Origin of the sequence: Serratia microhaemolytica (genome assembly GCF_004011885.1) — a bacterium.
GTDB classification, from domain to species: Bacteria; Pseudomonadota; Gammaproteobacteria; order Enterobacterales; family Enterobacteriaceae; genus Serratia_G; species Serratia_G microhaemolytica.
Genome location: NZ_ML137210.1, coordinates 72,343 through 92,947 on the forward strand (window position 1 = coordinate 72,343; position 20,605 = coordinate 92,947).

General features: G+C 53.6%; 16 protein-coding genes and 1 pseudogene. 10 read left to right on the forward strand and 7 right to left on the reverse strand.

The genetic code is table 11. The features are described from left to right. Positions 1-4 precede the first annotated feature (4 nt). Genes EOJ37_RS00750 through yihU form a run of 3 tightly spaced genes read right to left on the reverse strand, consistent with a single transcriptional unit; the run spans position 5 to position 2,913 of the window. Entirely contained in the window at positions 5-1,063 is a 1,059-nt protein-coding gene (locus EOJ37_RS00750; protein ID WP_127956657.1) for an aldose epimerase family protein, read from the reverse strand. A gap of 47 nt (positions 1,064-1,110) precedes the next feature. Beyond that, complete coding sequence (locus tag EOJ37_RS00755) at positions 1,111-1,974, reverse strand: class II fructose-bisphosphate aldolase (protein WP_127956659.1); 864 nt, start codon at positions 1,972-1,974, stop codon at positions 1,111-1,113. A 48-nt stretch (positions 1,975-2,022) separates the two neighbouring features. Next, a complete protein-coding gene (yihU, locus tag EOJ37_RS00760; protein ID WP_127956661.1) occupies positions 2,023-2,913 on the reverse strand; it encodes a sulfolactaldehyde 3-reductase in 891 nt (296 codons plus the stop codon). 276 nt (positions 2,914-3,189) lie between these two features. Between yihU and EOJ37_RS00765 the strand changes: the two genes are divergently transcribed. Next, positions 3,190-4,122, forward strand: coding sequence for a sugar kinase (locus EOJ37_RS00765; protein WP_127956663.1), 933 nt, complete (start codon positions 3,190-3,192; stop codon positions 4,120-4,122). Positions 4,123-4,199: 77 nt separating this feature from the next. After that, on the forward strand, positions 4,200-4,979 hold the full coding sequence (locus EOJ37_RS00770; RefSeq protein WP_127956665.1) for a DeoR/GlpR family DNA-binding transcription regulator: 780 nt from the start codon (positions 4,200-4,202) through the stop codon (positions 4,977-4,979). 157 nt (positions 4,980-5,136) lie between these two features. Here EOJ37_RS00770 and darG read toward each other — a convergent pair whose 3' ends face one another. The 3 genes from darG to EOJ37_RS00785 are packed head-to-tail and all read right to left on the reverse strand — an operon-like array spanning position 5,137 to position 7,158. After that, positions 5,137-6,213 carry a type II toxin-antitoxin system antitoxin DNA ADP-ribosyl glycohydrolase DarG gene (gene darG, locus EOJ37_RS00775; protein ID WP_127956667.1) on the reverse strand — a complete coding sequence of 359 codons (1,077 nt, stop codon included), beginning with the start codon at positions 6,211-6,213 and terminating at the stop codon, positions 5,137-5,139. Further along, positions 6,213-6,863: a type II toxin-antitoxin system toxin DNA ADP-ribosyl transferase DarT gene (gene darT, locus EOJ37_RS00780; RefSeq protein WP_127956669.1), complete on the reverse strand. Its 651-nt coding sequence runs from the start codon at positions 6,861-6,863 to the stop codon at positions 6,213-6,215. The genes darG and darT overlap by 1 nt, the downstream gene beginning before the upstream one ends. Beyond that, positions 6,856-7,158 carry an N-6 DNA methylase gene (locus tag EOJ37_RS00785; protein ID WP_127956671.1) on the reverse strand — a complete coding sequence of 101 codons (303 nt, stop codon included), beginning with the start codon at positions 7,156-7,158 and terminating at the stop codon, positions 6,856-6,858. The genes darT and EOJ37_RS00785 overlap by 8 nt, the downstream gene beginning before the upstream one ends. 433 nt (positions 7,159-7,591) lie before the next feature. Between EOJ37_RS00785 and EOJ37_RS00790 the strand changes: the two genes are divergently transcribed. The 8 genes from EOJ37_RS00790 to EOJ37_RS00825 all read left to right on the forward strand — a co-directional run bounded on the left by EOJ37_RS00790 (position 7,592) and on the right by EOJ37_RS00825 (position 20,186). Beyond that, positions 7,592-8,413 carry a pyridoxal phosphatase gene (locus EOJ37_RS00790; protein ID WP_127956672.1) on the forward strand — a complete coding sequence of 274 codons (822 nt, stop codon included), beginning with the start codon at positions 7,592-7,594 and terminating at the stop codon, positions 8,411-8,413. A gap of 383 nt (positions 8,414-8,796) precedes the next feature. Further along, complete coding sequence (tssI, locus tag EOJ37_RS14995; protein WP_162473633.1) at positions 8,797-11,625, forward strand: type VI secretion system tip protein TssI/VgrG; 2,829 nt, start codon at positions 8,797-8,799, stop codon at positions 11,623-11,625. Between the two features lie 2 nt (positions 11,626-11,627). Continuing rightward, a complete protein-coding gene (locus tag EOJ37_RS00800) occupies positions 11,628-11,987 on the forward strand; it encodes a hypothetical protein (protein ID WP_127956674.1) in 360 nt (119 codons plus the stop codon). Between the two features lie 177 nt (positions 11,988-12,164). Beyond that, a complete protein-coding gene (locus tag EOJ37_RS00805; protein WP_127956676.1) occupies positions 12,165-12,482 on the forward strand; it encodes a hypothetical protein in 318 nt (105 codons plus the stop codon). Between the two features lie 175 nt (positions 12,483-12,657). Further along, positions 12,658-14,607 carry a type VI secretion system Vgr family protein gene (locus EOJ37_RS00810; RefSeq protein WP_240651642.1) on the forward strand — a complete coding sequence of 650 codons (1,950 nt, stop codon included), beginning with the start codon at positions 12,658-12,660 and terminating at the stop codon, positions 14,605-14,607. A gap of 35 nt (positions 14,608-14,642) precedes the next feature. Continuing rightward, a complete protein-coding gene (locus EOJ37_RS00815) occupies positions 14,643-15,074 on the forward strand; it encodes a DcrB-related protein (RefSeq protein ID WP_127956680.1) in 432 nt (143 codons plus the stop codon). Between the two features lie 16 nt (positions 15,075-15,090). Continuing rightward, the gene (locus tag EOJ37_RS00820; protein WP_127956682.1) at positions 15,091-19,794 is read left to right on the forward strand and encodes an RHS repeat-associated core domain-containing protein; all 4,704 of its coding nucleotides are present in this window, start codon (positions 15,091-15,093) and stop codon (positions 19,792-19,794) included. Continuing rightward, positions 19,788-20,186, forward strand: a complete 399-nt coding sequence (locus EOJ37_RS00825; protein WP_240651643.1) for a hypothetical protein — start codon at positions 19,788-19,790, stop codon at positions 20,184-20,186. Before EOJ37_RS00820 ends, EOJ37_RS00825 begins: the two co-directional genes overlap by 7 nt. A gap of 225 nt (positions 20,187-20,411) precedes the next feature. Here the strand turns inward: EOJ37_RS00825 and EOJ37_RS00830 are convergent. Next, positions 20,412-20,605, reverse strand: a pseudogene (locus EOJ37_RS00830) (SymE family type I addiction module toxin); the annotation flags it as partial.

Below are 20,605 nucleotides of genomic sequence, written 5' to 3' on the forward strand. Positions count from 1 at the left end.
AGGGTTATGCCACAGTGCTAAAACGGTGTTCCGTCCGACTGTGGTACTCCTCGCCGGGGCGCAGCACCACATTGCCGAAGTGGGCATGGTGAATACTGTCCGGGAACGCCTGTGTTTCCAGGCAGAGACCAGAGAAAGCCTGATAGCGCTGCCCGGCCTTACCGTTCCAAACTTTGTTAGAGAGCTTAAATCCGTTGTAAAACTGGATACCAGGCAGACAGGTGTGTACCTCCATCACGCGCCCACTGTGTGGACAACTCAGCGTCGCAGCAGGGCGCACCACGGCCTTGCCTGCTGAGCCGGCAGCCGGTTTCAGCATGTAGTTAACATCAAAATCCTGTGCCGGACGGTGCAACATCGCATCACCAATCCGCCGCGCGCTACGGAAATCAAATGCACTTGCGGCAACACGCACAATCTCACCGGTTGGCAGCATGGTGCTATCATCGACCGGCGTAATGAAATCGGCTTCAATCTTCAACCACTGATCGTCAATCCGCCGCTGATGCCCTTGCAAGTTGTAGTAGCTGTGATTGACCAAGTTCACCAGTGTTGGGCGATCAGTACGGGCATTAAAACTGAGCGTCATCACATTCTCTTCGCTCAAACCGATACGGTGCTCAACCTGTAGATTGCCAGGATAGCCCTCCTCGCCATCAACTGAGGTGCGGCGGAAAATAACACCGTCGCCATCCTCTTCAGCCTGCCAGACATATTTGTCAAAACCGTGGCGACCACCGTGCAGATGCTGCCCGGTTGGTGCTTCATTAGTCGCCAGAATGAACTCTTCGCCATCGAGAGTGAAACGCCCACCGGCGATACGGTTAGCACAACGGCCGGCAATGGCGCCAAAGAATGGATGCCCAGCCTGATAGTCAGCCAACTGATCAAATCCCAGCACCACATCCTCTAACTGGCCATGCCGATCAGGCACCCAGAGTTGGGTGATAATACAACCATAATTAGTGACACACAGCCGCATACCCTGGCTATTGGTCAAGGTGAACAGGGTGACGGCCTGCCCTTGGTGATCGCCAAAGTGTTGGCGTTGAATGGTGGTCATAATCTGAGCCTTCATGGTTAGCGCGGCATTCACCGCGCGACAGAACGTTAAAACTGAGCAGCCTTACCCTGGCTGCCAAACAGCCTTATTTTTTCTGCTACCTTGGCTTGCATCATGTCGCGTCCATGACCGAGCGACACCGCTAACACAAACTCCTCCGGATCACGGTTCAACACCTCGGAAACCCCTTGAGTGAAAGCCTGGCGCAATTCGGTGTCGACATTAATCTTGGCAACCCCTCTAGCGATCGCTTCACGGATCTGATCGTCCGGCACACCAGAACCACCGTGCAGCACAATCGGCTTCTTCACCACCTCACGGATCTCCCTTAAGCGATCCAGTGCCAACTGAGGCTCCTGCTTATACAGGCCGTGTGCAGTACCGATAGAGACCGCCAGATAATCGACCGTGGTCAACTCAGAAAACTGCAATGCTTCATCGCAACTGGTGATCAGAGCATCTTTTTCATCGACCGAAATATCATCTTCAGTGCCACCAATTTTGCCAATCTCCCCCTCAACACCAATGTCGAGCGCATGAGCAACATCGGCCACCGCACGGGTAATACGCACATTTTCATCAAATGATAGATGTGAACCATCAAACATCACTGACTGGAACCCTGCCTGCACCGCCTGCATGGTCTGCTTGAAATTACGGCTGTGATCGAGATGGATACAGACCGGCACGGTAATATCGTGCATAAAGGCATCGATCATCGCTTTCATTGGCTGTAGCCCCATCACGCTGATCACCTTCTGACCGACCTGGATCATGATCGGTGCCTGCTCCTGCTGAGCGGCCAACAGAATCGCGCGGATAGTCTCGGCGTTATGCGCACTGAAGGCACCAATGGAATAACCATTCTTCCACGCCTGTTGGATCATGGTGTTACCCGATATGTACGGCATTTTAACTCCCCTTGACGAACTGACACTCAGCCGTCGTTGCAAATAAAATTACTGTTTGTTCGCTCGGCCAGAGACCGCACGAACCTGTTCAAGAATGGCACTCCAATCCTGCCGCCCACGTCCACTGGCACGCGCCTGGCTGTAAACCTCACGCGAAGCGGCTCCCATCGGCATAGCGACATGCAACTGATTGGCGACATCGAGCGCAATACCGAGATCTTTATGCGCCAAATCGATCATAAACGCCGGGCTAAGATCACCTTTCAGCACCTTATTCGGCCAAGTGGTCGTGAAATGCCCTTTACCGGCCGGGGTACCGCTCATCACCTTCAGCGCGACATCAAACGACAGCCCCAGCGCCTCACACAGCACCGTGGCTTCTGCCGACAGTGCATTCAACGCGATACTCATGTAGTTATTAATCAGCTTCACGCGGATCCCCATACCTGGGCCACCGGCATTAATCAGCTCGGAACCCATTGCCATCAGCAAAGGTGTTGCGCGCTCAACCTGCTCACCAGTACCGCCAGCCAGGATCAGCAGCGTACCGGCAATCGCGTGATCCGAAGTACGGCCAACAGGCGCATCCATCAGGCTGAAACCGCGCTGATTCATATCGGCGATCAAGCGATCAGTCTGTAGTGGGTGAATAGTAGACATATCAATCACCAGCGCAGAGGCAGACAAACCGTCACAAACGCCCTGCTCACCAAACAGCACCTCACGCACCAAATCACCGTTTGGCAGCATAGTGATAACGAACTCAGCACCCTCAGCGGCTTGAGCTGGGCTACCTGCCGCCTGAGCACCCTGTGCGACTAACGCATTAACCGCCGCAGGACTCACATCAAAAACGGCGAGCTGATGCCCGGCCTTAAGCAGATTACTGGCCATTGGGGCACCCATTTGGCCAAGCCCAATAAATCCGATCTGTGCCATGGTTATCTCCTATTGGTTAGAAATGTCATTTTCATGTCAACTTGGTCGCCATGAGTCAGATTATTTTTGTCTGTTTTTGATCGTATTTGTAATTTATGGTCAAAAAATTGACGCTGGTCACTTTTTTAACATTTGAGAAAATTAAAATAGCCAGAGCGTGATCGACCGCTACTTTTTTCTGAACACGTTTTGCAAATCAGCGACAACTCACTAGGCTGTTGTTGTAAAAACAATCAATAAACAAACAAATCAATAAACAAATAAGGTATCCAAGCTATGATGCGAATCGCCTGTGTAGGTATTACGGTGCAAGATCGCTTGTACTACGTTGAGAAGTTACCGACCGCTGGCGGCAAATATGTTGCTGGTGACTACCGTGAAATCGGCGGCGGCCCAGCGGCAACAGCAGCGGTAGCGGCGGCACGGCTAGGGGCACAAGTTGATTTTATTGGTCGCGTAGGTGACGACGCCACCGGACAGACCTTACTGAATGAACTACAAAGTTACGCCGTGAATGTTGAACACTGCCGCCGTTACCCACAGGCGCGTTCGTCACAATCCGCGATCATCGTTGACAGCCAGGGTGAACGGATGATCATCAACCACCCCAGCCCGGATCTGCCTGAAGATGCGGCTTGGTTACACGACATCGACTTTAGCCAGTATCATCTGGTGCTGGCTGATGTGCGCTGGCATCAAGGCGCACTGACCGCTTTCACACTGGCGCGGCAGGCGGGTGTAACCACACTGCTGGATGCCGACGTAACACCACAACAGATCGAACCGCTGGTGGCACTGGCCGATCACGCCGCATTCTCAGAACCGGGACTCCTGCGCATGACAGGCGAAAGTGAAGTTGAACGCGGACTACGCATGGCCAAAGCGCTAAGCGCAACCAACGGATTAAGCAGCGCCGAAAATGACAAAAACGGACAAGTTTACGTCACCAAAGGCAAACAGGGCTGTTTCTGGTTACAGGATAATCAGTTACATCACCAGCCGGGTTTCAAGGTTGATGTGGTCGATACCACAGGTGCAGGCGACGTTTTTCATGGCGCACTCGCGGTTGCACTGGCCAGCCAGCCAACCATTGCTGAAGCAGTGCGTTACGCGAATGCGGTTGCGGCATTGAAATGTACCCGCCCGGGTGGGCGAGCAGGTATCCCGACCAAGGAACAGGCTGACGCATTTTTGGCCGCTGCGGTATAATACCCGCCGAAATACCATCAGCCGAAATAACATCAGCCGAAATAACATCAGTTGAAATAACAACCAGAGAATAGCGCATGAGTCCGACCGCATTAACCGGGAACCCACGTCATGATCAACTGATAGAACTGATCACCAAACGTGGCTACATGAACATCGACGAATTAGCCGAACTGCTGGCAGTCTCGACACAAACGGTCAGACGCGATATCCGCAAACTGAGTGAACAGGGCTTGATCACCCGCCATCATGGCGGAGCCGGTCGAGCATCCAGCGTCGTCAACACGGCCTTCGAACAGCGCGAAATCTCCTACACCAACGAAAAAATGGCGATTGCGCGCGCAATCGCCAGCCACATCCCGGATCGCTCAACCATCTTTATCACCATTGGCACCACAGTTGAACACATTGCACGCGCGCTGATGCACCATAACCACCTGCGCATCATCACCAACAGCCTGCGTGTCGCACACATCCTGTACAAAAACACCCAATTTGAAGTGATGATCCCAGGGGGAACCCTACGCCCGAACAACGGCGGCATCATCGGCCCCAGCGCGGTCAGCTTCGTCAGCGGCTTCCGTGCTGATTACCTGATCACCAGCATCGGCGCGATTGAAACCAATGGTGATCTACTGGAATTTGATGTCAACGAATCGAGCGTCGCCAAAGCAATGATGGCCCATTCACGCCATATCCTACTGGCAGCAGATCACACCAAGTTTCACACCTCGGCGGCAGTCGAGATTGGCAACACCCGCCAAGTCACTACATTGTTCACCGACGCAGCGCCGCCCGCAGCACTGGCCTCGTTACTGGAACAACAGCAGGTAGAGGTGGTGCTGACACCGCCATAACCGAAGCTGCCAGAAGACTTAACAACTGAGTGCGACGGCAGGTTAGCAATCAGAAATAGAGTGGCTAGAAAGAGAGAGCAGGATCAGCAGCACGTTGATCTATTGCGTCCTCTAAGGCTGATGGAATGCAATACGCTTTTCTGCTTGTATTCCCCCTTCAAAGCTGAATAGTTTCGGGCTCAGTCAGCCGCGCCAGGGCAATGGACAACGCTCGATCATTGAACAGACGATCCTTACGTGCAGCAGCATCTGAGCCAGCCGGCCAGTGGCGCAGCCCTTCACGCAAGGCAGGCACGTTAGGTGCCACACCTTCGCGGACTAGCAGCCAGTCTACAGTGGCCAACAGTTCCATACCAAAAGGAGATTCAAAGCCATCAATCAGTACGGTGGTAGCCTCTAGTGCTTGCGTGTAGGCTTTAGCCTCGTTCTTGAGATAAGTCTGCACAAAAGCCTTGCGTTGATCGTCAAACCAAATCACATCCAATGGTTCAGCGTCGCTGATGCGCTTTTCGCAGTGTAGGTAGCTACCATCCAAGTTGTTCAACAGATGATCGAGTCGGTTGGCGTAAGGGCCATATTTATGTGGAATAAAATCTAAATTTAATGGGTTATCTGCATGATTGTAGTGTTTGATGGTTCGTTCTAAGAACCATGCCAGCTTCTGGATCTCCAGCAAACTACATTCCATTCCCAGCACCCAGTAACGTCGCACCAACTCAGCAATCAGCGCACGGGAGGGAGTCAGCTTCTCAACACCCACACGCTTGACGACATTCTGGTACTGTTGGGTAGGTTCAAACACCAGAATGTTGAGGTTCAGATCACCCAGAACCTGCTCGATCAGCTTACGTACTTCGGCCCATTCCAAACCACCATTGCCTGCACCCAATGGCGGGATCGCGATGGACTGAACCTGCTGCTCGATCAGGAAGCGACGCAAATCCTGCAAGCCCTCAACGATCCATTCCATTTGTGATGGAGCACGCCAGTGCTGCTTGGTAGGGAAGTTGACAATCCAACGCGGGCCGTCCAACTCATCTACAGGCGTCACGAACATTTTGCCGGTCTGCACTTCCTTGGCCTTGCAGGCGGCAGCATAACGGCGAAAGTTTTCGGTGAAGCGTTCCTTGAACATCAGCGCAATGCCTTTGCCCATCACACCAACAGTGTTGACGGTGTTGACCAACGCCTCAACGCGGGCCTCCAACAAGTTGCCTTGAGTAAATGTGATCATCAGAAGTACCACTCTGTTCTAGCATGAACCGGAAGGTCCAGATGGCGATCCTGAACTTGTTGCTCAATGCATTGTTTCAATGTTTCTGTGTAGCATACAATGCCGAGAAGCCCAATGACTGGCAAGTACTGATGAATCAGTGCCTCGGCCTGGTAGTGCTCAAACTTGGCCGGATCGTCCGGATCGCGTTTGAAATCGCGCCGTTGTAGCAAGGGCCAGTTAATTTTGTCAAGATCGGCCAAGTCCGAGTAATAGTCTGCCCATTGGTAATAAGCATGACTGTTAGTGAACAGAAACGGCAAACCCAACTCGGCAATGCGGTGCAGGCTGGAGACTAGAATCACGATCTCATCATTGGACCGCTTCTGCACTCCCCCCCTGCCGGTGTAGATGTTGCGCAACATTGGCGAGAAGGGGGTGAAGTAGAACGGCACGTAGTCATTCAACCGACCGCCCGGCGGTAACGGTACTGGATGATAAGCACGCTTGTTGATCAACTCCGGGTTACCGATAGGCACCCAACTTGGTGCTTTCACCGTACTGTTGCCGCAATGCAGGCCATTATCCAGCACCCACGGCAGATTGTCTCGGTGGACAATCCGCCAGATCAGCGCCTTATTGGGATTAAGGTTACGATAGACCTTAGCCATCGAACACCTCGGGTTCTTCAACCTTGAACAGCGCTTTACCAATTAACAGGTCTTGCATCTGACTGGATTTTGGGTTCTGCAACTTAACAACCTGAGTCTGGATCAACATGCCGCCCGAGCCGGCAGTTTGATTGAACATACGCATTCCCTCTTTGGTGTGGCAAATCTCGGCACAGATACATACCACCTTGACTGGGGCGTAAAACTCACCGGCATCTATGTTGCCAAGCAGGTCATCACATGCAGTAAGTCGCAAAGGCTCCGAACCAACCAGTGTGAGCTTTTGGGATGACATTATTCAGTCTATTCCTCGATTGTTATCGCCACTGTAGTTCAAATCAGTGGCATCAGAAATTTGGTTACCAGTGCAGGGGGCTCGTGTTTCGGTTCTTTATCAAAATAATCAGAGAATATTGTTGCATCATTAGCACACTACGCACACAGGTTGAGCATCTGCCTGAAACCTCATTACAGAGCGTTTTTACAGTTGGGAAACGGTTCTGATTCTAACAGTCAGATAGCGCTATGACGAGGTTTGCATTGCAGCGCCTGAAACTGAATGCTGCGGCAGGTCGTATTGACGTTGTTCTGCTGCAAACGTGCAAATGATGGTGATACTCGACAACAATTCCGAGCAAGCTAAGCATCCTTTGATTAACCGTAGTTTTATTCAGCACTGAAGCGGTGTACCATCGCAGCCACCCTACCTTTTGCGTGATGGAAATCTTATGCGTTACCGTGTAATCGCCCTTGATCTGGATGGCACCCTGCTCGACAGCCAAAAGCGCATCCTGCCTGAATCACTCCATGCACTGGCACAAGCACGTGCCGCCGGTATCAAAGTACTCCTGGTTACCGGCCGCCACCATGTCGCGATCCGCCCGTTCTACCAAGCGCTACAACTGGACACCCCCGCCATCTGCTGCAACGGCACCTACCTGTATGACCCACTCAAACAGCAGGTACTGGCGGCAGATCCACTGGCAAAACCGCAGGCACAACAGGTACTGCAACTGCTGGAGCGCAGCGCGATCAACGGCCTAATGTATGTGGATGACGCCATGCTATACCAACAGCCGACCGGCCACGTCACACGCACATTGAACTGGGCCAGCAGTTTACCGGCAGCACTGCGCCCAATACTGCAACAGGTCGACAGCCTGCACCAAGCAGTAGAACAAGTACACACCATCTGGAAATTTGCCATCGCACATGAAAACCTGCCAGCGCTACGCCAGTTTGCCCAGCAGGTCGAAGCTGAATTAGGGCTAAGTTGTGAATGGTCATGGCATGATCAGATCGACATCGCCAAATCAGGCAACAGCAAAGGGAAACGCCTGCGAGAGTGGGTCGAATCACAAGGCCTCAGCATGGAACAGGTGATCGCTTTTGGCGACAACTATAATGATCTGAGCATGTTGGAAGCGGCTGGGCTTGGTGTGGCAATGGGCAATGCAGACCAGGCAGTCAAACAGCGCGCCGATCTGGTGATTGCCGACCACCAACAACCCGGCATCGCACAACTGATCCTACAACAACTGGCACATTGACCGACTGGACAAAAAAACACTGGCCTAAGCCGCGCGCTGATCGCCACAACGGGCCGTTTCCTCCCCGAGAAAACGGCACACCAGGTGCAAGCCAACCCATATCTCCCGCTAATAGGGCGCCAGTCGGTAGCGGGTTTGCACCTCCGCCCGCCCACGAACGCCGATTATTAATCTGTAACAGCCAGACACCCTGTATTAAAGTAGGGTAAGAAAACCACTTTCTTTCCATGTAATTGCGTGATTTAATCCGCAAGCAGTGATTAAGCTATCGTCTCGATTAGGCTTTTTAGCCGTTTCTGTACCGACCATCACTCACCGTGATCAGAACCACTAAAACCAAGCCATTTACGCGCACAATCAACGTGATAACAGGGAATGTGAACATGCGCACTCAAGCCAGTGGATTGCAATTCACCCTCAGCGCCGGAGGCCAACCGGCTGGCACCTTCGCGGTGGTCGATTTCACCCTGCACGAACACTATTCTTCACTGTTTGAACTGGAGCTTAACCTCGCCAGCCGCAACCCGGCGGTTGATTTTGATGCGGTGCTCGATCGCGGCGCCAAACTCTCGGTGTGGCGCGACGGCGTGCTACAACGCGCGGTTTCCGGCATCGTCACCCGCTTTGAACAGGGCGACAGCGGCTTCCAGCAAACCCGTTACCGCATGGAAGTGCGCCCCAGCCTGTGGCGCTTAGGCTTACGCCGTAACTCACGCATCTTTCAGCTTGAAACCATCGAACAGATCATCAGCACACTGCTGCGCGAAGCGCAAATCGTCGACTACGCCTTCGGCCTACGCCACCCGCACCCGGCACGCGAATTTTGCGTGCAGTACCAAGAGAGCGACCTTGAATTTATCCAGCGCCTAGCCGCCGAGGAGGGTATTTTCTTCTATTTTGAGTTCAACCAGGGCCGCCACACCGTGGTGTTTGCCGATGACTGCGGCATCATCCGGAAAAAAGCCAGCCTGCCCTACAACCCGAACGTCGCGGCACAAGCCAACGAGTTGTGCGTCAACCGCTTTATCTGCAGCGCGCAAGTGCGCCCGGCAGAGGTGCAACTGAAGGATCACACCTTCAAAAACCCGCGCTGGGATGCGACATTCAGCCAACAGGCCAGCGGTGAAATCGCTCAGCGTCGCAGCTACCAACAGTTTGATTTTCCTGGTCGCTTCAAAGATCAGCAGCACGGCAAAGACTTCACCCGCTACCGGCTGGAGGCGCTGCGCAACGACGCCCGTTTGGGGCGCGGCCACAGCAACGACTTCCGCCTGCAACCTGGCATTCTCCTGACGCTGAGCCAGCACCCGCGCGCCGACCTGAACTGTGCCTGGCAACTGGTGGCGACCCAGCATCACGGCCAACAGCCGCAAGCGCTGCAACAAGAAGCCGGCGAGCAAGGCACCCACCTCAATACCGAGTTCCAATTTATCCCGCGTAGCCAAACCTGGCGGCCAACGCCACTGCCGAAACCGGTCATCGACGGGCCACATCTGGCCAACGTGGTCGGCCCCGGCAACGAAGAGATCTTCTGCGATGAACATGGCCGCATCCGCGTACAGTTCCGTTGGGATCGCTACGGCAACAGCGACGACCACAGCTCATGCTGGATCCGCGTCAGCCAGCCGTGGGCAGGACAAGGCTGGGGCATGATCGCCATCCCGCGCGTCGGCCAGGAAGTGGTGATCCACTTCCTGCACGGCGACCCGGATCAACCGATAGTGACTGGGCGTACCTATCACGCGGTCAACCGCGCTGCGCTGAAACTGCCGATGGCGAAAACCCAGATGGTGCTGCGCAGCAAAACCCACAAAGGCGAAGGCTACAACGAACTGCGTTTTGAAGATGCCAAAGGCAGGGAAGGCCTGTTCCTGCGCGCCCAGCGCGACATGACCACCCAAGTGCTGAACAACCGTGTCACCGAAGTGGGGGCTAACCACATCGAAACGGTGCAACAAAATCAGCAGATTGAAATTGGCCAACATTATCATTTCACCGCGCACGGCAACCACACCCTGACGGTTCAGGGTGATCAACGCACAGAAATCAACGGCCAACAGCAACGCACGGTACAACAGGTGCTGGAACTGGCCTCGGCGCGCGGCATTCGACTGGAGAGCGGCGCATCGGCACTGGAACTGCACGCCGATGGGCGTATCAGCCTACACGGCAAAAACTTCAACCTCTATGCCACACACAACGGCCAGATCACCGCCAGCCAAGCGCTCGATCTCAACGATGAACAGCAGCTTGCCGAAGCCAGCCAATGGATAAAAAATGCGTTGGTTGGCCAGCCATTAACGGTCGAAACCGCTGCCAATATCACAGCGGAAGCGGCTGCCACGGCAAACACCACAGCGGACGGCGAGCACAACCGCACTGAACCGACATTGAGCACACTCAACAGTGCAGCGGTGGGGCGATTACTGGCCGCCGGTGCGCTGTATCACCAAAACCCAGAAACATTTGCTACTATCGCCGAACAGTTGGGCGGCGAAGCGCTAAACGCCTATCATGCTGATTACCAAGACCCACGCTCCCAAGAGGTCATCAGCCAACTCTCAACCTTGGCCGATTTTGTCCCGGTGGTAGGCGATATTAAGGGCTTTGCCGAAGCGGAAGACACGCTCGACTTTCTCGCTGCCGCTATCGGGGTGATCCCGGTTGTCGGCGACGCCGCTGGCAAAGCGCTGAAAGCAGCGAAACAAGCACTGAAAAAAGGCGATGTCGCTGGGGCGTCGAAGTTGGTTAATCAGGCCAGCGAGGAAATTTCCGCTGTTGTTAATACAGGAAATGCCGTTGATCTCAAAGAGGTCAATCGACTGAAATATGATCCTCACGCAGGTAAGAGTAAGATGGCGGAAAGTTCAGCTGCGGTTGAATTGCAAAAATATTTGGATGGAAACCTAGAGCGCGTGGACGAAAGAATTAGTAACGCTGACTTCATTTTTACGAGTGGACCCAGTAAAGGAAAAACTGTTGACTTTATGTTTACAACCGCAGGAGGAACTCAGAAAGAAATAGAAGGCATGAATAAGTTTTTTGATAAGAACTGGAGTAAGAATATTGAACAATTACACATCCACTTGCAAAAATCGGATATAGTACCACTAGATTTCAGAAATCTTAACGCTGAAAATAAATTAAAAATGATTGAGTATATCAATTCATTGAAACCAGAATATAAAGCGAAAATTGTAATTATGAGGTAATCATGGCCGGCTTTTTGTATTTTTCCAAAAAAAATGGTGTTTCATTGGGTTCTCAATTAATAGACTTCATTGCCTATTACTTGCGTCCATACATTGCTGCAGTTAACAAACATACAGTAAATCAAGTTTATGAAACTTACGATCTTTTTGATGACACGCTAGATTTCTCAAACTTATCAACTGAAGATTACATGAAATGTTACAAACAGCTAGCAAAGGCATTTGAAGTAGACTTAACAGCTGAACCAGTTATCAATGGTCGTTCCTATGAGTGGGCTGTTATAATTTGGCATAATGAAATAAAGCCAAAAATGCAAGTATCACCGCTCTATAACCCTATTTTTCTTAAAGGTGAGGAATAATAAAAATCCTCAGTGATGTTAGTCTGATTTTTTATTACTCTTACCCTATAATAGAATTGCTGGTTCTATTATGAAATTGGCAACTCTACCGAACCTAAGAATGGCAAAATACTCGCCACTTGTAACAATGAGCACTACGTTCTATGCGCTGAAGAAGGGATCGGCCAGCTCTCAACCTTGGCCGATTTTGTCCCGGTAGTCGGTGATATTAAAGGCTTTGCTGAAGCGGAAGACACGCTCGACTTTCTCGCCGCCGCTATCGGCGTGATCCCGGTTGTCGGCGACGTCGCTGGCAACGCGCTGAAAGCAGCGAAACACGCGTTGAAAAAAGGCGATGTCGCCGGGGCGTCGAAGTGGGTTGAAGAGGCGAGCCAATTAGAGACGTTGGTAGCCAAACAACGGCTGTATGGTAAGTTCGTGATCTTACCCTGCCTTCGCCAGCACACGAACACCGATTATTGCCCTGTAACAATCAGACACCCTGTATTAAAGTAGGGTGAGAAAACCACTTTCTTTCCATGTGATTACGTGATTTAATCCGGAAATAGTTGTTAACATATCGCGCAAATTGTGCTTTTCAGTCGTTTCTGTATCAACAGTCAATAAGACAAAAAATTAAAGCCCATTATTACGCAGCACATTAACACCAGATCAAGGAAACGTTATGCCGGTGAGTGATAAGCAACCGAATGGCCTCTATTTTACCCTCAGTGCCGGCGGCCAACCGGCTGGCACCTTCGCCGTAGTCGATTTCACCCTGAACGAACACTACTCCTCGCTGTTTGAACTGGAACTTAACCTCGCCAGCGCCGATCCGGCGATTGACTTTGATGCGGTGCTCGATCGCGGCGCCAAACTCTCGGTGTGGCGCGACGGCGTGCTACAACGCGCGGTTTCCGGCATCGTCACCCGCTTTGAACAGGGCGACACCGGCTTCCACCAAACCCGCTACCGCATGGAAGTGCGCCCCAGCCTGTGGCGCTTAGGCTTACGCCGCAACTCACGCATCTTCCAGCTTGAAACGATTGAGGAGATCATCAGCAAACTGCTGCGTGAAGCACAAATCGTCGACTACGCCTTCGGTCTGCGCCACCCGCACCCAGCACGCGAATTCTGCGTGCAGTATCAAGAGACCGACCTTGAGTTTATCCAGCGCCTGGCCGCCGAAGAGGGCATCTTCTACTACTTTGAGTTCAACCAAGGCCGCCACACCGTGGTGTTTGCCGATGACAACGGCATCATCCCGAAAAAAGCCAGCCTACCCTACAACCCGAACGTCGCGGCACAAGCGCAAGAGCTGTGCGTCAACAGCTTTATCCGCAGCGCCCAAGTGCGCCCCGCCGTGGTACAAATGAAGGATTACACCTTCAAAAACCCACGCTGGGATGCAACATTCACCCAACAGGCCAGCGGCCAAATCTACCAGCGCACCAGCTACGAACACTTTGATTTTCCTGGTCGCTTCAAAGATGAGCAGCACGGCAAAGACTTCACCCGCTACCGGCTGGACGCCCTGCGCAATGATGCCAGCCTCGGCCACGGCCACAGCAACGACTTCCGCCTGCAACCCGGCATCCGCCTGACGCTGAGCCAGCACCCGCGCGCTGACCTCAACTGCGCCTGGCAACTGATCGCCACCCGCCACAGCGGCCAACAACCGCAAGCCATGGAGCAAGAAGCCGGTGACAAAGGCACTCACCTCAATACCGAGTTCCAATTTATCCCGCGCACCCAGACCTGGCGCCCTAGCCCACTGCCAAAACCGCTGATGGATGGCCCACAAATCGCCAAAGTGGTCGGCCCCGGTAACGAAGAGATCTTCTGCGATGAACACGGCCGCGTGCGGGTACAATTCCCGTGGGATCGCTACGGCAACAGCGACGACCACAGCTCATGCTGGATCCGCGTCAGCCAGCCGTGGGCAGGACAAGGCTGGGGGATGATCGCCATCCCACGCGTTGGCCAAGAAGTGGTGGTCGACTTCCTGCACGGCGACCCGGATCAACCGATCGTCACCGGCCGTACTTACCACGCCGTCAATCGAGCAACCTTCCCACTGCCGATGGCAAAAACCCAGATGGTATTGCGCAGCAAAACCCACAAAGGCGAAGGCTACAACGAACTGCGCTTTGAAGATGCCAAAGGCATGGAAGGGCTATTCCTGCACGCCCAGCGTGACATGACCACCCAGGTGCTGAACAACCGCGTCACCGAAGTGGGGGCAAACCACCTGGAAAAAGTACAGCAGAACCAGATTATCGAAATCCTGCAAAGCCACGGACTCACGGTACATGCCCAGCACCAAGTCAACATCCAGGGCGATCAAAACACACTGATTGGCGGTGAACACATTGAAAGCGTAGTCGGCCCGATGATACTCAGCTCAGCCACCGGCATCCGTCTGGTCAGCGGTGATTCGGCAATACAACTCGATGCCAGCGGTAACATCAGCTTAATTTGCAAAAACTTCACCTTCTATGCCAGCCAGCGTGGCCAGATCACCGCGACCGGGGGGTTAGATCTCAACATGGATGGTGCTGGACCGGGTATCAGCACTGGCCCTAGCCCGGAAGAGATCCAGGCTGCGTTACAACAGGCCTTTCCACCAACGAAAAAATAATTCCGGTTCGCACCGCCAACAGACAGGAACAGCACATGCAATATCACATGCTAGAAGGCGTATTTACCCTGGCCGAAGAGAAAGAACAGATCCAGGACGAAAGCCTCAACATCCTCAAATTCCCAGCACGGCAATCGGCACTGGTGATCACCCGTGCGGTACTGCCTGACGGGCAGTCGCTCGACGCCTACTACCAACAGCAGATCGCCAAACTGAGCGACAACCTGCACCACTTCCAGATTGACGAGAAACAGCCCGTCACGCTGGCCGCGACCGCGCAACCCGCACGCCAGAGCTACCAGACACGCTGCCAGTTTGAACAGAAAGGCCAACCAATGCATCAGTGCCTGCTGTTTAGCGAGATGGGCGGCAAATTGCTCAGCCTCACCTACTCACAAACGCGCGCCTTCAGCAAAAGCGACCTGGCACACTGGCAAGCGATCATCGACAGCCTGCAACTGGACTGAAGACAAGGAGGGAAACATGTCAAGCGATTTTCTGGCCGCCAAACAGGGCGATCCCCTGGAGCACAGCTCGGTGCTGGCCGATTTCATCTCTGGGGTGGTCGAAGGGGCGCTTTATCTCGGTGTCGCTGTCGCAGCGGCGGCGCTCACCGTTGGCACCGCCGGATTAGCGGGGGCGGCCATCGGTTTTGTTGCCGCTGCCGGAGCCGGTTTTGCGGTGGGGGGGCTGATCTCCAAAGGTGCCGATTGGGTTGGCGGACTGGTCGACGGGGTGCTCGGTGCCCTGTTTGGTAGCGGCCCACCGGATGCCGTGATCACCAGCGGTTCACCAAATGTGTTCATCAAAGGCAAACCGGCCGCACGTGCTGCCGGTGCTATCCCGCATGCTGAACTTTACGCGGAGCTGGAACGGCAGCGCAAAGCGGCGGAGGACAGCGTCAGCGCCTGGCAGATCGCCGATGGGCTATTGTCGCTCGCCTTTGAGCGCATCACCGATATTGGCGCAACCATGTTGGGCTTGGCAGCACCGCGCCCCGAACCAGAGAAAAAACCGGAACAGCCGGGCTTTTGGGAACAAGCCTGGCAAGGCATTGTGTCGCCGGTAGTGGCAGAGAAAGATCCGTTCTCAACACCGAAAAGCGGCGATGTGATCACCTGCACCAAAAAGCATTACATGCCGCCACCGCTGTTTCTGGCCGAAGGCTCCAAATCGGTGTGGATCAACAGCCAACCGGCCTGCCGCAACGGTGATCGCAGCACCTGCGAGGCGAAAATCAAACACAGCCAAGGCAGCGCGCCGGTGCGTATCGGCGGCCAATCGGTGGTGGTGCGTGATATTCACAGCGGAAAAAATGCCGCTGCCAACTTTGTTGGGCAACTGATCGGGGGATTAGGCGCCAGCGCACTGCATAACGCAATACGTAACGGTGGCCGTGCCGTGCTTGCCTGCGGGATACGCAACCTGCGCAGAAAAATCATCTGCCCTCTGCTCAAGGAAGCGGTCAGCTCAGCGGTCGGCACGGCCGGTGCCGCCATCGCTGGCGCTGCCGTCGGGCGTGCCCTGTCGGCGGTCAGCCACCCGGTCGACGCTGCCACCGGTGCCAAAACCCTGAACGGTGACACCGAATGTGACTTCGTGCTCGCCGGGCGCTACCCGCTGGTCTGGCAACGCAGCTACCACAGCCGCAATGCGCACGTCGGGGTACTCGGGCGTGGCTGGACACTGCCATTTGAGGGAACCCTGCGCCTAGAGCCGGCCCCTGACTTACCGGGCGAAGAAGCGGTATTTTACACCGACGGCGCCGGGCGTGAACTGCCGCTGGGCGTTATCCCCCTGGGCGCTCGGCTGTTCTACGCCGATGAAGGCTTCTGGCTCACACGCAGCATCAACAACCTGTTTTTAATCGAAACCCCGCACGGCGACTACCAACTGTTTGAAGCAGACCCGGTGCGCATCGACCACCTGCGGCTGGCACGCAGCTTTGATCGCCACGACAACGCGTTACTCTACCACTACAACGACGCCGGGCAAGTCAGCCGCATTATCGACAACAGCGGCAGCCTGAACGTCAGCCTGCACTACCACCCGCAGCACCCGCAACGGCTACAACGCGTCGAACAGCATAACGACGAAGGCAACCGCCGGACACTGGTTGAATATCACTACAACGCGGCCGCCGAGCTGGTGCAAGTGCAAGATGCAGACGGCCATGTCCAACGCCGGTTTGCCTACCACCCAGAACACCACCTGCTGACCGAACACCAAACCGCCAGCGGATTAACCGCACGCTACCGCTGGCAGTGGTTGACGGTGCCGGACACACTGCGCGATGACAACGAAGCGCACCAACAGGGTTACGTGGTTGAACACTGGCTGATCGACGGCGAACAGTGCCTAGAGCATTACCAGCTCGATTACGACCTGGAAAACTGCACCCTCCGCGTACTGCAAGCGGGCTTCGGAGAGCACCTGCACCGCTGGAACAACCAGCACCAAATCACCGAATACCGCGACGCCCTCGGCGCCCGTTGGCAGTTTACCTGGGATGAAAAACGCCAACTGATTGGCGCCACCGATCCACAAGGCGGCGAATACCAGTTCCATTACGACGCACTGGGCAACATTGAAACCTGCATCGATCCACAGCAGCAGCGTTACCACACCGCCTGGCATGCCGACTGGGCACAACCCCTCTCGCGCCAACTGCCGAACGGCAGCCAGTGGTATTACCAGTACAGCCATCTTGGCGACCTGATCAGCGTGATTGACCCGGACGAGCAGATCACCCGTTACGACTACACCCCCCAAGGCGACCTGATCCGCCAGGTGGACGCCAACGGCAATGAACACCACTACCACTACAACGCACAAGGGCAACTGATCCGCCAGCGTGACTGCTCGGGCTACCAAACCCAGTTCAGTTACGATGCCTGGGGGCAACTGAGCAGCCACACCGACGCCAGCGGCGCAACCACCCTCTACCAGTTCTCGCCGAGCGGATTGCTGCAAAGCCAGTGTCAGCCGGACGGCGGCGAGATCCGCTTTCATTACGACGCCAGCGGCGCACTGATCGAACTGCAAGATGCGGCGGGACAACGCACACACTATCAACGCAACGTCCGTGGCCAGGTCACCGAACAGCGCGATGCCAAAGGGCAACAGGTTCGCTTCGATTACGATCCGCTGGGGCGACTGATCCGGCTGCGTAACGCGGTAGGGGAAAGCTACCAGTTTGAATACGACGCACTGCACCGCTTAACAGCGGAAACCACGGTACACGGCACACGGAAACAGTACCACTACAACGCGTTAGGGGAACTGATCCGCCTGATCGACCACCCCGACACACGCACGCACCACAGCACCTCGTCACCGAACGGCGAACCGCTCAGCCCATTGGTCACCGAATTTGAACGTGACGCCATTGGCCGCCTGCGCGTCAAACTGACAGCAGAGATGCGCACCGAATACCAGTATGATGCGAACCGAGTCACCCTCACCCGCATCAACCGTGCGGAGTGGTTGGCCGCCGAAGCGGAACAACGCCCGCCACAGGTGCTTGATAAACTGGAATTTGAACAAGATGCACACGGGCAACTGATTGCCGAGCGCAACCACGGCGGCGAATATCGGCACCAATACGATGCACTGGGTAACCTGCTGGCCACCACCTTGCCGGATGGCCGTAGCCTACGCCACCTCTATTATGGCAGCGGCCACCTGCAACAGACCGACCTGATTGCTGGCGATCAACGCTGGGTGCTGGCCGACTATCAACGTGACCAATTACACCGCGAAGTGCTGCGTAGCCAGGGCGCACTGCAACGCCAGACACAATACGACCTCAACGGACGCATCAGCAGCCACCGCACACGCTGGGCGAATGCGTCGACGCTCTCAACGCCGTTGCATGACAAACGTTATCGTTATGATATTACAGGAAACCTAGTAGAGCAGGTGGTTAATCAGCACGACGGCAGCGAAGGGATAGCACTGGCGCAACGCCACGCTGAACAGTATCAGTATGACCCGGTTGGGCAGATTATCGCCAAAGTGCAGGGCTACGAACGGGCAGAATACCACTACGACCCGGCCTCGAACCGGCTCAGCGGTGCCAACAGCCTGGCGATGGAAAACCAGATCAGCGAATTTAACGGCTACCGCTACCGTTATGACGCCTTTGGCCGCCTGTGCGAACGGCAGCCGAAAAACAGCCTGATCCAGCAACATTTTGACTATGACTGCGAACACCGGCTGGTGCGGGTGCGTTTTCAGCACCACCCGGAATGGTCACAGGTGGAATACCGTTACGATGCGTTGGGACGGCGCACGCATAAAATTCTGCATCCGGTAGCGCCACAAGGCCAGCAAGCCGGTGAACCGATCACCATTACCTTCTATTGGCAAGGCATGGTGATGTGTGGCGAGAGCCGTAGCGATAAACCGAAAAACGGCGTGCTCTACACCTACCGTGAAGGCAGCTACGAGCCACTGGCACGCATCGACACCTTCCATTACCAAGAGGAGAACGGGCAAGTTCACCACCGTGAAGAGGTCTACTATTATCACAATCATGTCAATGGAATGCCGGAAGCGTTAAGTGACGAGCGTGGCCGCTGGATTTGGCGTGGTGAAATGAGCCTGTGGGGCCAAACGCTGAAAGAGCAGCAGCATGGCCACACCGTCGTGGCACAAAATTTAAAATTACAGGGCCAATACCTTGACAGAGAGACTGGGTTACATTATAACCTTTTCCGTTACTACGAACCGGTCGCAGGACGATTTACCCAGCCAGACCCGATAGGATTATTGGGCGGAATTAATTTATATCAGTATGCGCCCAATACGTTTAATTACATCGATCCGTGGGGATTAACCGGCAGTGGTTTAACGAATGGTATTCCAAATAATCCCGGCGTGGTGAGACGCTTTATGTCTAAAGCTGAATATAACCATTTCATGCGACATGGTTTTACGTTTGATCCAACTGATACTCGTGGCGGAGTAAGCGCAACATCTACAAAAATAGAGCCTGTAAGACCAGATGCGATCAAACGCAGTACCGGTGCTTTGGGTGCTGATTATTATGTTGATATTAATACAAAGGATAAGAATGTTGAATTAAAAGGTAAAACGAAGGGTGGTATTCCTGACTGGAAAATAAAAGATAACATTGATGCGGAAAATGATGTTATAAAGAAAGGCAGGGTTAGAAAATGTTAGAAAATGCTCTCGATGATTTTTTTTGCTCTTATGCCTCACTACGTGAGGCGTTGAGAAAATTTGATGAAAAAGAAACTCTTGAGGGTGATTCAGTAAAAAAACTATCTAATTTGGTGTTTTTAAATATTTGTACTTTGGCTGCATTCAGAATATTACTTGAGGTTAGGCCAAGTGAAGCTTTAAACGTTATTAAAGAACGTTTTCTCTCTGTTGATTTATCAGCACACATAAAAAATCAAGTTGAATATCTCGATGTTATGTTTTCAGATATTAAGGAAGTCTTAGGGGAAGAGAAGTTAATAGAGGTATTAAATTGCCCTGAGTTTCTAGAGGAAAATAAAAACAATGAGCGTGTCAAAGAGGCGATTGCATCTGCATTAGATCACGATTGATAAATAATAAACCGGAAAGATTATCCAATCTTTCCGGGTTTTTATTTTCAGCTAAACTCATTTACTCTTGCAGCACCAAGCCATTGGGATAATTTTTTAACCACTCCAAGGTTAATTGCTGCTGTTGCGTCTCACGCTCTCATTGTATTTTGTCCCAAATTATTGATCATAAAAAAGGCCGGGACTTATAACAGTTCTGGCCTTTTCTTTTAGCTGCAATTTACGCTACAGCCTTTCTACTATCACCTTTCCTTGTGTAACAAAAATATCTAGCAGTTGGCCTGCCAGGCCAGTTTCTATCAGCCATTCTCCGGCTACATAGAGTTCGCCACTTTCCGTTACAGCGTCTAAAGCAATATCTTGGCTATGATTATTCCGGCAACGGCAAATAACAGTTTTGATATCCTCTTCATCATCCA

Bases quoted from the DNA above. Each gene is read 5' to 3' on its own strand.
- EOJ37_RS00750 (WP_127956657.1), bottom strand. From the start codon at position 1,063: ATGACCACCATTCAACGCCAACACTTTGGCGATCACCAAGGGCAGGCC.
- EOJ37_RS00755 (WP_127956659.1), bottom strand. From the start codon at position 1,974: ATGCCGTACATATCGGGTAACACCATGATCCAACAGGCGTGGAAGAAT.
- yihU (WP_127956661.1), bottom strand. From the start codon at position 2,913: ATGGCACAGATCGGATTTATTGGGCTTGGCCAAATGGGTGCCCCAATG.
- EOJ37_RS00765 (WP_127956663.1), top strand. From the start codon at position 3,190: ATGATGCGAATCGCCTGTGTAGGTATTACGGTGCAAGATCGCTTGTAC.
- EOJ37_RS00770 (WP_127956665.1), top strand. From the start codon at position 4,200: ATGAGTCCGACCGCATTAACCGGGAACCCACGTCATGATCAACTGATA.
- darG (WP_127956667.1), bottom strand. From the start codon at position 6,213: ATGATCACATTTACTCAAGGCAACTTGTTGGAGGCCCGCGTTGAGGCG.
- darT (WP_127956669.1), bottom strand. From the start codon at position 6,863: ATGGCTAAGGTCTATCGTAACCTTAATCCCAATAAGGCGCTGATCTGG.
- EOJ37_RS00785 (WP_127956671.1), bottom strand. From the start codon at position 7,158: ATGTCATCCCAAAAGCTCACACTGGTTGGTTCGGAGCCTTTGCGACTT.
- EOJ37_RS00790 (WP_127956672.1), top strand. From the start codon at position 7,592: ATGCGTTACCGTGTAATCGCCCTTGATCTGGATGGCACCCTGCTCGAC.
- tssI (WP_162473633.1), top strand. From the start codon at position 8,797: ATGCGCACTCAAGCCAGTGGATTGCAATTCACCCTCAGCGCCGGAGGC.
- EOJ37_RS00800 (WP_127956674.1), top strand. From the start codon at position 11,628: ATGGCCGGCTTTTTGTATTTTTCCAAAAAAAATGGTGTTTCATTGGGT.
- EOJ37_RS00815 (WP_127956680.1), top strand. From the start codon at position 14,643: ATGCAATATCACATGCTAGAAGGCGTATTTACCCTGGCCGAAGAGAAA.
- EOJ37_RS00820 (WP_127956682.1), top strand. From the start codon at position 15,091: ATGTCAAGCGATTTTCTGGCCGCCAAACAGGGCGATCCCCTGGAGCAC.
- EOJ37_RS00825 (WP_240651643.1), top strand. From the start codon at position 19,788: ATGTTAGAAAATGCTCTCGATGATTTTTTTTGCTCTTATGCCTCACTA.